A 13,345-nucleotide genomic window follows, 5' to 3' on the forward strand; every position below is an offset into this window, starting at 1 on the left:
CCAGTAGGAGCAGTGCCATGTCATTGAATCTCGCGGATGCCCGCACCATTATTACCGCCGCCGAGGCGAAAGCCACCGAAATCGGCCAGCCCATGAACATCGCTGTCGTCGACGCCGGAGGGAACCTCGTCTCCCATGTCCGGATGGACGGGGCGTGGCTGGGCAGCATCGATATTTCCATCAATAAGGCCTTCACCGCGCGTGCCTTCGACCTGCCGACCAAGGATCTTGCGGATAACGCGCAGCCGACCCAGCAGTTCTACGGCATCCATGCGTCAAACCACGGGCGCATCATGATTTTCGCCGGAGGCATCCCAGTGAAACGTGACGGTGTGGTCGTCGGTGCCATCGGGGTCAGCGGCGGGGCCGGAGACCAGGACCAGTCCGTGGCGGAGGCCGGCAGCACCGCTCTCTAACTGAACCGGGCGGTTCCCCACCGGCGTCGATGCAGACTGCACGGTTGACTGTGGGGGTGCCACAGCCGACGCTGCCCAGAGCATTTTAGATCCTTGACCCACAGCGGGTGAGGCACCTACCGGGCATAACAAAGACACTGGCCCCACCTTTACGGTGGGGCCAGTGTCTTTGTTGCTATTAGTTCTGCTAGGAGACCGATTCATCCGATGGCACGGCAGATTCCGGCTCGTAGTCCGACTCATCCGATGGCACTGCTGGTGTCGGCGCAAAAACTGGCGCCGAGAACGTCGAAGGGGCCGTCTCTGCGGTTTTTCCCGTGCTATTGAGGAGGCCGGAGAGCATTCCGGCGATATCAATATCGGTGCTGCCCTTGATCATGGCAAGTCCCTCGGTGACCACGCGGTTCGCCTGCTTAACGGCATCCGAAGCACCGTCTGAACTGATCACCGTGTAGTTGTCGATACCTGCCACGGCATCCGAACTGGCCTTGACGATCTCCGGCAACGCGCTGATTGCCAAGAACGCCAGTGAGGCTTCGTTGTGACCGGTCAGTGCCACGGCCTTGGCATCTTCAGCCCTAGCGGTTGCTTCACCAATGGCCGCGATGGCGGCACCCTCCGCCTCGCCACGTACGCGAACGGCGTCGGCTTCCGCCCTGGCCTTGAGTTCAATGGCCGAGGCTTCACCCTCTGCTTGGAACACCTCGGCGTTCTTCGATGCCTCGGCTTCAACGGTCTTTGCCTCGGCACGGGCCTGAGCATCGGCGATAGACGCCTTTTTGGAACCCTCGGCTTCAATGGCCTTCGAGTTGGCGCGCGCGGTGGCGCTGAAAATGTCGGCGTCTCGCTTGGCCTCTGCTTCGGTACGCATCTTGTAGGCCTGGGCATCGGCGGGCTTGTGCACTTCGATGTCCAGGCGTTCCTGTTCCACCAGGGCCTGCTCCGTCAGGGCCTTGCGCTCCAGTTCAGCAACCGTCACGTCCTGCTCTGCCTTGGCGATTCCTTGGGCAGCGCCGGCAATGGCTTCGGCCCGGTCCTGTTCTGCCTTGAACTCGGACTTCTTGATCGCCAGGTCGCGCATCAATGCGGCGGTGGCACCCTCTTGCTCGATGCGGGCCGCCTCAGATTCTTGGAAGGCCCTGGACGTGGCGACACGAGCTTCACGCTTGGCTCGTTCCAGACCCGGCTTGCCGACTTCTTCGAGGTAGTCGATGGTCGTTGGTACGTTGTCCGGGCCGATCACGATACGGGAAGGAGTGCTGACCGAGGAGATGTTGAATGCGTCGATCTGGATTCCCTGCTCCGCGAACTGGGTAACCGCCGATTCCAGGGACTGGTCCTGGAATTCCTTGCGGTTGTTGTTCGCGTCCTCCACCGACATGGCAGAAACGATGCCGCGCAGCACGCCCTCTGCAGACTTGGTCACCGAGGCGTTCAGGTCGTCCTTGGAGTGCGTGAGGAACCGTTGGACGGCCTTGCTCATGCCATCGACAGAATCGTCGTACTTGAAGTTCAGGCTGGCTGTCACCGAGGTGGTGATGAAGTTCTTGTCAACGCCTTCCACAGCAAGCTCTACCTGTCGCTGTTCGAGAGACATGACGTATTTCTGGTGGATTACCGGCAGGAAAAGCACGATGCCCTTGGTAAATATTTGCACCTGCCCCTTCGCGCCCTTACCGGCGCGGATGATTGCCTGGTTGGGTGCGACAGTAACCAGTCGGGTGGTGGCGTACCAGACGAGGGCTATGAGGACAGCGATGATCGCTGCGACGGCGATGACAGTTCCATTTTCGGCAAAAGCCATGGTTAGAATCCGTTCAGTTCGGAGGTAGATGCGACTCTTATACGGTCTTCAACAATTGCCACGACAGCAATTGGTGTGCCCTTCACGATCGGGCTGGTTGAAAATACGAGACGCTGGTTGATTTCGTCGGGGTGGTCCAGCTGCACTTTCCCGACGATGTCGTTGATGTCTGTGGTGGCGACGCCAAGTAGTCCGATGACCTCGTGCGGCTGTGCGTCAGAGATACTTGCCAGCTTTCGGGCAAGCAGCGCTACGCCCACGATGGCAATCACTCCTAGAACGGTTCCCGCACTGTAGGCCAGAAAGAGTGGACCGTCGTTGAGCAACACAATCGCACCCGCGGCGCCGAAAAGCGTGGCTGCCGCACCGACGGCAGTGGTGGAGATGATGCCGTCGAAGAAATCGACAAGCTCTCCCAGCGTCATGGACACGATGAGGAGCAGGAGGCCAATGCCTCCGATCACTGCGAATGCGAGCATGCGGATTCCTTCTTGGGTTGTTTTCCGGACCTCATGGCACGGCACGATTCAAGTACTCGGCGTTGGCGAGGGCCCACGTTTCCGACGCTTCGCGTGCTGTGATTACTTCCTGAAGCGTCAGGTTGGGCACCCAGTCGAGCTCCCTCGATTGCCTCACCTGACATAAAGTCTATTGGTTAGCTGTATAAAGTGGGGCCAGCGCAGTCGCAAGCCGACCTGACGCGCAAGGCATTTGCTCCCCGGACGATACGTACCGACATGGTTAGTTCGCCAAAAAGAGCATCCAACCAGAATTCGGTTCGCGGACCGTTCGAGGTGGGCCCATCTCTAGGCGGTGAACTTCTAGCCGGCCGATGATCCAGCTGGATCGCCCACCGGAAGCAGACGGGCAAAGACGAGAGAATCCTGCGCCTGTCCGTCGATGCGCTTGTGCTCGCGCAGGTAATCCACCTGTTGCATCCCGATCTTTTCCAGCATCCGTACCGAGCCGGTGTTCTCCGGCCGGCAGGTGGCCACCACCCTGGTGATCCCCAGATGTGACCCGGCCCAAGCCAGTAGCGCCTCGGCGGCCTCCGCCGCATACCCGTTGCCCCACGCATCACGGCGCAGGACGTAACCGATCTCCGCTTCACCGGGCCCGCGGACCAGATCCGATGTCCCGGTCATCAGCGCCACCGAACCGATGACCGATCCGTCCATGGCAACCGCCAAGGTCCAGGTCTCCCGTGGCACAGCACGCTGTTCCGCGGCGTATTCATCCAAAAACGCCGCGGTCTCTTGCGGCGTGTTGGGACCCCATTCGGCAAAGGCACACACCACCGGGTCGGAAGCGAAGGCCTGCACGGCGTCTAGGTCGCCGGGGTCGTATTCGTGCAATAGCAACCGTCGGGTGGAAATCTCCATGCTTCTTATGATGGCACGGTGCCAAAACCTTGCCCGGGACTGGTGCCCGCAATGTCGCTTCGGACCGCGCCCTCACATAGACTCGAAGGCGAACCCCCATCAGCACTCCCACGCAAGAACCGGCGGCAATGCAAAACAAAGATTCCTCAGTCCAAGCGACCTTCAATTCCGTCGCCCGGCGCTACGACCTGATCAACCGTCTGATGACCCTGGGCTCGCACCAAACGTGGTGCCGGGAGGTCGCCGCCCGCGCCACCTCATTCCCGGGACTCGACTACCTTGATCTGGCCACAGGAACCGGCGTCATCGCCCGCGAAATACGCAAACAGCACCCCGCGGCCAACATTACCGGCGCCGATTTCTCTGAATCGATGTTGGATCTGGCCCGGCAGATCAATGGCGGATCGGGAATTGAGTGGCAGTTCGCCGACGCCCACGAGTTGCCCTTCGCCGATGAGTCGTTCGATGCCGTGACCCACGGTTACCTGTTGCGCAACGTCAGCGACCTGGATACGGTGCTGGCCGAGCAATTCCGTGTCTTGAAGCCCGGCGGCATGGTCTCGGCCCTCGAGTCCTCTCCCCCGGCCGGCCCGCTGGCACCGGTCATCCGCATGGGCATGCGTATGGTCATCCCGACACTGGGACAGTTCATCGGCAAGGACCGCGCCTCCTACGAGTACCTGGTCGATTCCACGCTTGGTTTCCTGACCCCGGAGGCCTTGCGCGAGCGCTTCACCCGAGCAGGTTTTGAAGACGTGAGTGTCAAGGCCAAGTACCTGAGCACCAACATGCTCTGGAGCGCGCGCAAACCGTCCTGATGAGCTAGGTGTAACCGCCCCTCGGGTACCGCGATCCACACCGGATTTGCCGCAGGGCTAGGATCAAGCCATGGAATCCCTCCTCAGCACCGAACAACATGCCCAGCTATACGATGCTGAAAACATTTGGTCAGCCGACGACGAGTTCTTTCTGGCCTTCGCCAACGAGCGCTCCGCGAGCCGGATCCTGGACCTGGGCTGTGGGACCGGCAGGTTGACGCTCGCACTTGCCGCCGCCGGACACGAGGTCACGGGCGTGGATCCGCACCCGGGGTCACTGGCCGCGGCACGCAGCAAACCTGCAGCCGAAACCGTGCGCTGGATCGAGGGCACCTCGGCCGTACTGAACGACGAGGCACCTTTTGATGCGGTGCTGATGACCTCGCACGTTGTCCAAGCCATCACCGACGACACAGAATGGGCTCGGACGCTCTTAGACATCTACCGGGTGCTGGCTCAGGGTGGACGGTTGATCTTCGACTCGCGTGATCCCCGATCACGAGCCTGGGAACGTTGGACGCCGGCCCAAACCAGGAACGAACTCACCCTGGCCGACGGCACCCACGTGCAGCTGTGGATCGATTCTGCCCCGAGCGACAACGGGCTCGTGAACATCACCGAGCACCGGCTCTTTGCCGATGGATCCCGGGAATTCGAGGATGCAGTCTTAGCTTTCCGCAGCGAGCAACAACTGCGTACGCACCTCTCCGACGCAGGCCTGCACGTCAGCTCGGTATTCGGCGGATGGCACCGGCAACCAGCGGGCCACGGCACCGGGGAACTGATCTGCATCGCCACCCGGTAGATGGGCGTGGCCAGAGTTGTTAGCGGTGATTTCGTCCCGTTTGCACGGTCGCCAACGCGCGGTGCAACGAAGCAAAAATCAAGGACCCCCACCCGGGAATTTCGAGTGGGGGTCCTTGGCCTGCTACAGATGAGCTTTTGGCCCAGTGGTTCTTAGAGCAGCGGGTAGAGCGGGTTGTGGCCGGATGCCACGAGCTCGGATTCACGCACGGGTTCCGGCGCGGTGCCGTTGCCCCAGGGGTTGCCGCCGAGAGCTTCGCGCCCGTGCGGTTCGAGCCAATTGGACAGGTCCGGGCCGACCGGGACGATCTGCGTCGGGTTGATGTCCTCGTGCACCACGTAGTAGTGCTTCTTGATCTGGTCGAAGTCGATGGTGTCACCGAATCCTGGCAGCGCGAACAGGTCACGGGCGTAGCCCCAGAGGTTCGGCATTTCGGTGAGTTTGTTGCGGTTGGCCTTGAAGTGGCCGTGGTAGACCGGGTCAAAGCGCACCAGCGTGGTGAAGAGTCGCACGTCGGCTTCGGTGATGGAGTCGCCCATCAGGAACCTGCGGGTGGCCAAGCGTTCCTCGAGCCAGTCCATGGCGATCCACAGACGGTCGTAGGCCTCATCGTAGGATTCCTGGCTTCCGGCGAAGCCGCAGCGGTAGACGCCGTTGTTGACCTCGGTGAAGATGCGCTTGATGATGGGCATCATTTCCTCAAGCTGGTCCTCGGGCAACAGATCCGGGGCACCGGCGCGGTGAAATTCCTTCCACTGGGTGGAGAGATCCAGGGTGATCTGCGGGTAGTCGTTAGTGACCACACCGCCGGTTGGCACATCGACGATGGCCGGAACGGTGATGCCGCGCGGGTAGTCATCGAAGCGCTTGAAGTAGTTCTCTTGGATGCGTTCGGTGCCCAGTATCGGGTCGACTCCGCCCGGATCCAGGTCGAAGGTCCAGGAGCGCGCATCGTGCACCGGGCCGGGGGTGCCCAGCGAGATGGCATCCTCCAGGCCCAGTAAGCGGCGCACGATGATGGCCCGGTTGGCCCAGGGGCAGGCCCGTGCGGCGACCAGTCGGTAACGTCCGGCCTCGACCGGCCACAGCTCGGCGCCCTCGGCGAGACCGCCGTGCACAGTGCCGATGGATCCCTCGTTGGGTTCGCCGGAAGTGCGCACCGCGTCGGGATCAGCGACGATTCGATCCTGGATGTAATTCGTGTCGCGCGTGAATTCCGCGCCTGTCACATAGGCACCGGCGGTGCTGTGCTGTTCTTCGCTCATGACCCAACCCTAGGTTCGGGTGCCCTCAAGCACCAAGGAGAATACGTAAGGACCTGCCCGGTGGCCCATATGCCGGCCCATGCGCTGAAGCATGGGCCGGCTTCCGGGGCAACGGGGTGGCAGGTCACCGAAGAACCCCCATGGTTTCTCCGGTGACCTGCCACCCCGCAAGACTTGGGGCGAACCCTTAGGCGGAAACGAGTGCTGCTTCGCGCACGGACTTCATCGCCACGGTCCACGGCACCAGCTGGTCCAGGACCGGTGCCAACGAGGCTGCCTGCAGCTCGGTCGGCTTGAAGACCGAGAAGTTTTCGAAGTCGGTGAACAGCGAGAACATGCCGGTCTTCTGCACGTGGGCCACCTGCAACTCAGACAGGATGCCGCGCAGGTGTTCGACGGCTCGCACTCCGTGGGCCGAGCCGTAGGAGACGATGCCTGCTGCCTTGTTGGCGAATTCGGCGTTCAGGTAGGACAGCGCGTTGGCCAGGGCTGGTGCGACCGAGTGGTTGTACTCGGGGGTGACGAAGATGTAGCCATCAAACTCGGCGATCTTCGCCGACCACGCCTTGGTGGTTTCGTTCTGGTAGTTCTGGTAGGCAGCCGGGTAAGCTTCATCCAGCAGTGTCAGCTTGAAGTCCGCGATGTCAACGAGCTCGTAGTCGGCATCGCCGCGCAGCTGGGCCTGTTCCAGAACCCACTGGGCCACGCCGGCGTTGTTGCGGCCCGGGCGGGTTGAACCGGTGATGATGGCAATCTTGGTCATGGGTGATCTCCTTGTTCGTGGGGCGGGGACGCATCCGAACTTTGCTGACACGTCAACTACAACTTGATATTTCAATACTCTCGCGAGAAGATTGATGTGTCAACTAAGTCGAATCAAGTGTGAGGAGCACCATGTCCGAGCCCCGATGGCTCACCGAAGAGGAACAGCAGTTGTGGCTGGAGTTCCGGGAATTTCTCTGGGGTTACCCCCGGGCGATGGACCGCCAATTGACCCGTGACGCCACGATGTCCAGCGGAGAGTATGCCGTTCTCGCCGCCGTCTCGCAGGCAGCCCCCGAGGCCCTGCGCTCGGGCGATCTGGCCACCACCTTGGAATGGGAACGCTCACGTGTCTCCCACCTTTTGCGGCGCATGGAGGCCAAGGGCCTGATCGAACGCTGCGCGTCCAGCGGCGACGGACGAGGCCAGGACATCACCCTGACCAGCGCCGGATGGGACACCGTCCGCAGCGCGGCACCCGGCCATGTCACGTTTGTGCGTGAGACTCTTCTTGACCCACTGTCCGCGGCCGAACAGGACCAATTGGGCCAGATGCTGTCCAAGATCCGTTGCGCGGCAGTCGAGCGCAACCTCTGGTAGCAGCCCCGCAGCGCATTGGCCCGGGCAGGGCCAAGCCTCGGAGGAAGCCTTACTCCCCGTGTTCGGTAGTGGAGGGCCAGTGACCGTCGGCGGTGAACGAAGTCGCCCAGTAGTACGGGTTCAACGCCCGTAACGGGAGCATGTCCCAGGTATTGGTTCCCTCTGGTCCCGGCACGGCGGCCAAGACGTCCGGCCCCCAGACGGCCAGTCGTTCCTGGCAGATGCCGCATGGGGCCAACACTTGGTAGGTGCCCTCCTGGGTACCGTTGGTCACGCAGGCCGAGGCGATCACACGCTTGCCCAAGGTGTATGCCTGGGCGACGGCTCCGGCCTCGGGACACATGGTCGCTGCCGCATTAAAATTATCGAAGCTGACGCTGGTGAGGATCTGTCCATCCTCCAAGCGGACGGCCGCGGCCGCGACCGAATCCTGCGCCCCGGGCCACCTGGCCCGAAGTTGTTCAATGGCGGAATTGACAAGAACCTGATTCGAATCCATGCGCTTATTCTGCCACGTTCCCGCGGATTCCGGCCGTTGTTCCCGTGCGTTGGTCCCCGAAACCGACAGGTTCCGGGTAGACGGCCCAAATGGCCACGTTTAATTGCAGGGGCGGCTCAGCGCGGTCCTCCAGGTCGGCTCCCCCGCCTAACGATCAGGTCGGCATGCCGAAGATTCAGCGCGTCACCGGCACCACAGCCCTGGGCAGAGGCCTTAGCTGCGTGCCTGGACGAGATTGGCGAACGGCAAGGGTCCGTGGACCTGGCGGAATTGAGCATGATAAAGGGCGTGGGCCCCGTTGAGCTCCGCTGCCGGAAATTCTTTCCATGCCACCAGCAGGTTCTCCGCGTCCGCCAGCTGCCAGATCAGCCGTCCGTCCCAATGTCCGGGTGGTTTCCCGCGGCCAAAATCGATAAATTCCTGGACCTGGCGTCGAAGTCCACGGTTGCCCTTGCTCCCGGGACCTGCCTTGCCGATGTACAGGACCTCCGCATCCGCGACCCAGTTGGCGGCGAGCTCGGCCTGAGCCAGGGAGGGGTTCTTCTTCTTAAATATCCCGGCCGTGCTCTTGGCCAGGAACCGCGGTTCACTGACCTCGGGCAGTAACAGGGCGAAGATCCCCTGATGTTGCGGAATTCGATTGATGTCAAGCGCCGTGAGGGGCCGGAACCCGGTGAATCCGTCGGCTTTGAGCGTCTTCTTGTTCAACGTCATCGATTCCTTGGATCTGGGCGGAGGGAATAGTGCTGGGCGATCTGCGATGCTAACGACGAATCGCACCTATCGATGGTACCCGGCACGGCCTTGCTCCTTCATCGGATGCCCTCCTGAAGATGGTTATCTCCGGCGTTGCCGCCTCTCCTGGTCCCGCCGAGAGCACAGCATGAGCAAGTACACGGGCGCCGAAAAAACAGCTGCGGCGGCGTCAACGACGAAGGGTGTCGTTTGCCTCCCGGGGGAAGCAAACGACACCCTATTATCGGTCCGGCCCCACGATGTGGCCTGTAGCAGAGCCTCAGCCGGCCTGAAGGGCCTTGACCAACTCGTTCACCGAGTCGAAGAGCGGGTGCTCGGCATCAAGCCCGGTGATCTTCGCCGTAGCCTCCACACTGGTGTTCTCGGCCAGGATCACGGCCATCTCCGCGGCTTCGGTGTCCTCCGGTGCGTTGAACCGAAGTGCCGCGCCCATGGCCTCAAGCAGTGCCACCGGCTTGACGCCTTGCTGGGCAAGTTCTGCCGCGGGGCCGATGAATCGCTCGCGGCGGCTGAGCTTGCGCAACGGTGCCCTGCCCACACGCACCACGGTGTCGGGCAGATGCTCGTTGGAGAACCGGGCCAGGATCTTTTGCACGTAGGCTTCCTGTTCCGCCTCGGCAAAGCCGTACTTGGAGACCAGCAAGGACTTGGTTTCCGCCAGTACCGCGGCGACCTTAGCGAAGACCTGCGGGTCGTTCATGGCATCGGAGATCTTTTCAAGTCCCGCCGCGTATCCCAGGTACGCCGTCGTGGCGTGCCCGGTGTTCACAGTGAAGAGCTTGCGCTCGATGTACGGGGCCAGATCGTCCACGAACGTTGCCCCGGAGATTTCCGGAACCGCATCTGCGAACGGAGTCCTATCGATGACCCATTCGAAGAACGTTTCCACCGTGACGTCCAAGCCTTGGCCCGGAGCCTGGTTGGGCACAATGCGGTCCACCGCGGTATTGGCAAACAACGCTTTGGCGTCGACGGCGTCGGCAGCTACCGAGTCATCGGCGCGTACCGCCGCTTCCAAAATGTCCGTGGCGTTGATCGCGTTCTCGCACGCCATCACCTGCAGCGGTGCCAGGCCTGCATCGCGTCCGGCGATGCCAGCGGCAATCAGCGGGGCCACGAACTTCAGGATGTGCGGTCCCACCGCGGTGGTGACCATGTCGGCGTTCGCGATCTCCGCAATCACCGCATCTTTCTGCGTGGCCGAGTTCAGTGCGCGGAAGTTATCCACCGTGCGTACTTGTGCTCCCTGCCCCACCTCGTGCACCTGGTAACTCTGCGCTGCATCGAGCTCGGAGATCAGCGCGTCGGCCACATCGGCAAACACAATCTCGTAGCCCGAGTCGTGCAACAACAGGCCCACGAAGCCTCGGCCGATGTTCCCGGCCCCAAAATGTACTACCTTCACGATGCGTTGACCTTTCCGAAAATATCGAGGATTTCCTCGCGGGTGGTGGCGTTTTCCAGCCGTGCCACCTGCGTCTTGTCGGTGAAGACCCGCGCAATGGAGGACAGGATGGCTAGGTGCTCGTTGTTCATCCCGGCGATGCCGACAACGAACTTGACCTCCTTGCCGTTCCAGTCAATGCCCTCGGGATAGCGGATGATCGATACCGCGGAGCTGGCGATGTTGCCCTTGGCTTCGTTGGTTCCGTGCGGGATGGCCAGGAAGTTGCCCATGTAGGTGGACACCGAGGCCTCGCGGGTGTGCATCGAGGCCACGTACTCCTCGTTGACGGCACCGCGTGCCAGCAGCAGGGCTCCGGCCTCGTCGATGGCAGCATCGCGCGAGGCTGCGGTGCCGGTGAGTACCACGCTCTCGGCCACCAGCACACCACGGCCCGGAGCAAGATCCTCCTGCGCCGGTTCCGCCACGTGCCTGGCGCTCGTCGAAACCCCTGCTGCACCAGTTCCGGCTGCTGCAGCAGATGCCGCGCCGGCGGAAACCGACACGGATTCTTCCGGAGCCGAGTTGCGGGTGCGCACCAGCTCCACGATTTCGTCATAGCGCGGGCTATTCATGAAGTTATCCACCGCCACGTGCACGGCACTGGCCGTCACCGGCTTGGCACGTGCGGCCAGGTCCTGGTGGGTGACCACGATGTCGTAGGTGTCGGTGAGGTTCGCGATGGCCGAGTTGGTGACCTTGACGTCGGTCAGTCCGGCCTTCTTGAACATATTGCGCAACACCGAGGCTCCCATGGCACTCGAGCCCATGCCGGCGTCGCACGCGAAGACCACGTTGTTCACCGGGCCAGCATTCGCATCGGCGGCAAAGGCAAAGCCCACCGAGCTCTTCTTGCCCTTCATGGCTTCCATCTTGGCCGCTGCCTCGCCCAGCTCGTCACCCTCGGGGGTCTTGGAGATCTTGAGCAGGAACGAACCGATCAGGAAGGAAACGACCGTCGCTGCGAGAACCGAGAGCGTGACGCCCAGGTAGCTGTCCGGGGACGTCATGGCGAACACCGCGAAGATGCTGCCCGGGGCGGCGGGGGCCCGCAAGCCCGCACCGGTGAGCACCAGCATGAAGATCCCGCTCATGCCGCCGCCGATGGCGGCCAAGATCATGATCGGCTTCATCAGGATGTAGGGGAAGTAGATCTCGTGGATGCCGCCGACAAACTGAATCAGCGCCGCACCCGGGGCCGAGGCCTTGGCCATCCCCTTGCCGAAGATCGCATAGGCCAGCAGAATGCCGAAGCCCGGGCCGGGGTTGGCCTCAAGCAAGAAGAGGATCGATTTGCCCTGCTCCAGTGCCTGCTCCGTGCCCAGCGGGGTCAGGATGCCGTGGTTGATGGCATTGTTCAGGAACAGGACCTTGGCCGGTTCAATGAAAATGCTGGTCAGCGGCAGCAGGCCGTTGTTGACCAGGAACTGGACGACGGCTCCGGCACCGTTGGAGAACGCAACCACCAGCGGGTTGACCAGCACCATGCCAAAGATCGCCATGATCGCCCCGACGATGCCCGAGGAGAAGTTGTCGATCAACATCTCGAAGCCGGGCTTGATTTTCCCAGCCCACGCGCCGTCGAGCTTCTTCATGACCCAGGCCGAGAGCGGGCCCATGATCATCGCGCCAATGAACATCGGGATGTCGGCACCGACGATGACGCCCATGGTGGCGATCGCACCGATCACCCCGCCGCGGACCCCGTGGATCATCTTGCCGCCAGTGAAGCCGATCAGCAGCGGCAGCAGGTAGTTGATCATCGGGCCCACCAGCAACGCAAATTGCTCGTTGGGCAGGAACCCGTCGGGAATGAACAACGCGGTGATCAAGCCCCAAGCGATGAACGCCCCGATGTTGGGCATGATCATCCCCGAAAGGAAGGTGCCGAACTTCTGCACCCCGACCCGCAAGCCACCGCGGGTGGCAGCCTCAGTTTGTGTTGCCATGATGTTTCCTAATCGTTGGTCCTGCAGCGTCGCAGGGAAGGAACGGACGAGTATTCATTCTCAAGAATCCTTTGAGATGCGATGGAGCCATTCAAGGAACATCTTCATCTCGGTGTTGGAAAGCTGTTGCGGGTTGGAAGATTCCAGCGCGGCGTTCAATGCGATCGCCGCCACGACCACCGATGAGGTTTCCACCGGTGTCGCCGAGTCGGCGATGCCTGCATCCGACGACACTGCGGTGATCACCGCGTCACGGGTCATATCGGAGAGCTCGAAGTTGCGCTCGGTCTCGGGTTCGGAAATGAGCATCAGGGTGACCCCGATGTTCGCCGCCAGAATGCTGCGCACCGCGTCGGCCGGGGGCACGTTCAGGTGCCCGGACTCCGCGGCTCGATCAATCTTTTCGCGCAGCAGCGCCTCGGCCTCCGAGACCCTGTTCGAGCGGTTTCCGGGACGCACCTTGCCGAACATCACCAGATAAAGGTGCGGTTGCTCGATGCCGAAGCGCACATGTTGGTCCCACATGCTCCGTACATCATCAAGCGGTTTGCCGGTGGGGGCGAGGTCCATTTCGCTGGCCACATACTGTTCGAATCCCACGGCTACCACCGCGTCGAACAGTCCTTCTTTGTCCCCAAAGTGGTGGTACAGCGTTGGCGCCGTGACCCCTGCCAGCTCGGTGATCTTCCGGGTCGAAACCGGTGCCCCGTCAGAATTCGCCAAGAGTTCGACCGCTGCCTGCAGCAATCGTTCCCTCGGCGGAAGCTGGATGTCTAGACTCATGGCTGCTACCCTAGCACCTATAGCATTGCTATATGAAGAGGATCACAACTTGAGTTTATGCT

General features: G+C 61.9%; 14 protein-coding genes. 4 read left to right on the forward strand and 10 right to left on the reverse strand.

The genetic code is table 11. The features are described from left to right. Positions 1 to 17: 17 nt before the first annotated feature. On the forward strand, positions 18 to 416 hold the full coding sequence (locus tag ADIAG_RS09265) for a GlcG/HbpS family heme-binding protein (protein WP_007271086.1): 399 nt from the start codon (positions 18 to 20) through the stop codon (positions 414 to 416). A 187-nt stretch (positions 417 to 603) separates the two neighbouring features. On the opposite strand, the gene ADIAG_RS09270 is transcribed toward ADIAG_RS09265, so the two are convergent. The 3 genes from ADIAG_RS09270 to ADIAG_RS09280 form a co-directional block, all read right to left on the reverse strand. Beyond that, on the reverse strand, positions 604 to 2,220 hold the full coding sequence (locus ADIAG_RS09270; protein WP_007271087.1) for an SPFH domain-containing protein: 1,617 nt from the start codon (positions 2,218 to 2,220) through the stop codon (positions 604 to 606). A gap of 2 nt (positions 2,221 to 2,222) precedes the next feature. Further along, the gene (locus ADIAG_RS09275; protein WP_007271088.1) at positions 2,223 to 2,699 is read right to left on the reverse strand and encodes a hypothetical protein; all 477 of its coding nucleotides are present in this window, start codon (positions 2,697 to 2,699) and stop codon (positions 2,223 to 2,225) included. 342 nt (positions 2,700 to 3,041) lie between these two features. Continuing rightward, positions 3,042 to 3,602 (reverse strand): GNAT family N-acetyltransferase, encoded by a 561-nt coding sequence (locus tag ADIAG_RS09280; RefSeq protein WP_007271089.1) that lies wholly within the window; start codon positions 3,600 to 3,602, stop codon positions 3,042 to 3,044. A gap of 128 nt (positions 3,603 to 3,730) precedes the next feature. Between ADIAG_RS09280 and ADIAG_RS09285 the strand changes: the two genes are divergently transcribed. Together ADIAG_RS09285 and ADIAG_RS09290 are read left to right on the forward strand one after the other, a co-directional pair. After that, positions 3,731 to 4,420, forward strand: coding sequence for a ubiquinone/menaquinone biosynthesis methyltransferase (locus ADIAG_RS09285; protein WP_007271090.1), 690 nt, complete (start codon positions 3,731 to 3,733; stop codon positions 4,418 to 4,420). Positions 4,421 to 4,490: 70 nt separating this feature from the next. Next, a complete protein-coding gene (locus ADIAG_RS09290; protein WP_007271091.1) occupies positions 4,491 to 5,225 on the forward strand; it encodes a class I SAM-dependent methyltransferase in 735 nt (244 codons plus the stop codon). 152 nt (positions 5,226 to 5,377) lie between these two features. Here the strand turns inward: ADIAG_RS09290 and ADIAG_RS09295 are convergent, their stop codons facing one another. Beyond that, positions 5,378 to 6,490: a glutathione S-transferase family protein gene (locus ADIAG_RS09295; RefSeq protein WP_007271092.1), complete on the reverse strand. Its 1,113-nt coding sequence runs from the start codon at positions 6,488 to 6,490 to the stop codon at positions 5,378 to 5,380. Between the two features lie 187 nt (positions 6,491 to 6,677). Further along, on the reverse strand, positions 6,678 to 7,253 hold the full coding sequence (locus tag ADIAG_RS09300) for an NADPH-dependent FMN reductase (RefSeq protein ID WP_007271093.1): 576 nt from the start codon (positions 7,251 to 7,253) through the stop codon (positions 6,678 to 6,680). A gap of 131 nt (positions 7,254 to 7,384) precedes the next feature. Between ADIAG_RS09300 and ADIAG_RS09305 the strand changes: the two genes are divergently transcribed. Beyond that, positions 7,385 to 7,852 carry a MarR family winged helix-turn-helix transcriptional regulator gene (locus ADIAG_RS09305; RefSeq protein WP_007271094.1) on the forward strand — a complete coding sequence of 156 codons (468 nt, stop codon included), beginning with the start codon at positions 7,385 to 7,387 and terminating at the stop codon, positions 7,850 to 7,852. A 49-nt stretch (positions 7,853 to 7,901) separates the two neighbouring features. Here the strand turns inward: ADIAG_RS09305 and ADIAG_RS09310 are convergent, their stop codons facing one another. From ADIAG_RS09310 to ADIAG_RS09330, 5 genes are all read right to left on the reverse strand, one after another. Then, positions 7,902 to 8,351: a cytidine deaminase gene (locus ADIAG_RS09310; RefSeq protein WP_007271095.1), complete on the reverse strand. Its 450-nt coding sequence runs from the start codon at positions 8,349 to 8,351 to the stop codon at positions 7,902 to 7,904. 213 nt (positions 8,352 to 8,564) lie between these two features. Next, positions 8,565 to 9,065, reverse strand: coding sequence for a hypothetical protein (locus ADIAG_RS09315; RefSeq protein ID WP_007271096.1), 501 nt, complete (start codon positions 9,063 to 9,065; stop codon positions 8,565 to 8,567). A 301-nt stretch (positions 9,066 to 9,366) separates the two neighbouring features. Then, positions 9,367 to 10,512 carry a mannitol-1-phosphate 5-dehydrogenase gene (locus ADIAG_RS09320; RefSeq protein ID WP_007271097.1) on the reverse strand — a complete coding sequence of 382 codons (1,146 nt, stop codon included), beginning with the start codon at positions 10,510 to 10,512 and terminating at the stop codon, positions 9,367 to 9,369. Beyond that, positions 10,509 to 12,500, reverse strand: a complete 1,992-nt coding sequence (locus tag ADIAG_RS09325) for a PTS mannitol transporter subunit IICBA (protein ID WP_007271098.1) — start codon at positions 12,498 to 12,500, stop codon at positions 10,509 to 10,511. The genes ADIAG_RS09320 and ADIAG_RS09325 overlap by 4 nt, the downstream gene beginning before the upstream one ends. A 60-nt stretch (positions 12,501 to 12,560) precedes the next feature. Beyond that, on the reverse strand, positions 12,561 to 13,283 hold the full coding sequence (locus tag ADIAG_RS09330; RefSeq protein ID WP_007271099.1) for a TetR/AcrR family transcriptional regulator: 723 nt from the start codon (positions 13,281 to 13,283) through the stop codon (positions 12,561 to 12,563). Between the last annotated feature and the right edge of the window lie 62 nt (positions 13,284 to 13,345).

The organism is Paeniglutamicibacter gangotriensis Lz1y, assembly GCF_000348945.1.
Taxonomy (GTDB): Bacteria; Actinomycetota; Actinomycetes; order Actinomycetales; family Micrococcaceae; genus Paeniglutamicibacter; species Paeniglutamicibacter gangotriensis.

Excerpts from the sequence above, each read along its gene's own strand:
- ADIAG_RS09265 (WP_007271086.1), top strand. The coding sequence starts at position 18 with ATGTCATTGAATCTCGCGGATGCCCGCACCATTATTACCGCCGCCGAG.
- ADIAG_RS09270 (WP_007271087.1), bottom strand. The coding sequence starts at position 2,220 with ATGGCTTTTGCCGAAAATGGAACTGTCATCGCCGTCGCAGCGATCATC.
- ADIAG_RS09275 (WP_007271088.1), bottom strand. The coding sequence starts at position 2,699 with ATGCTCGCATTCGCAGTGATCGGAGGCATTGGCCTCCTGCTCCTCATC.
- ADIAG_RS09280 (WP_007271089.1), bottom strand. The coding sequence starts at position 3,602 with ATGGAGATTTCCACCCGACGGTTGCTATTGCACGAATACGACCCCGGC.
- ADIAG_RS09285 (WP_007271090.1), top strand. The coding sequence starts at position 3,731 with ATGCAAAACAAAGATTCCTCAGTCCAAGCGACCTTCAATTCCGTCGCC.
- ADIAG_RS09290 (WP_007271091.1), top strand. The coding sequence starts at position 4,491 with ATGGAATCCCTCCTCAGCACCGAACAACATGCCCAGCTATACGATGCT.
- ADIAG_RS09295 (WP_007271092.1), bottom strand. The coding sequence starts at position 6,490 with ATGAGCGAAGAACAGCACAGCACCGCCGGTGCCTATGTGACAGGCGCG.
- ADIAG_RS09300 (WP_007271093.1), bottom strand. The coding sequence starts at position 7,253 with ATGACCAAGATTGCCATCATCACCGGTTCAACCCGCCCGGGCCGCAAC.
- ADIAG_RS09305 (WP_007271094.1), top strand. The coding sequence starts at position 7,385 with ATGTCCGAGCCCCGATGGCTCACCGAAGAGGAACAGCAGTTGTGGCTG.
- ADIAG_RS09310 (WP_007271095.1), bottom strand. The coding sequence starts at position 8,351 with ATGGATTCGAATCAGGTTCTTGTCAATTCCGCCATTGAACAACTTCGG.
- ADIAG_RS09315 (WP_007271096.1), bottom strand. The coding sequence starts at position 9,065 with ATGACGTTGAACAAGAAGACGCTCAAAGCCGACGGATTCACCGGGTTC.
- ADIAG_RS09325 (WP_007271098.1), bottom strand. The coding sequence starts at position 12,500 with ATGGCAACACAAACTGAGGCTGCCACCCGCGGTGGCTTGCGGGTCGGG.
- ADIAG_RS09330 (WP_007271099.1), bottom strand. The coding sequence starts at position 13,283 with ATGAGTCTAGACATCCAGCTTCCGCCGAGGGAACGATTGCTGCAGGCA.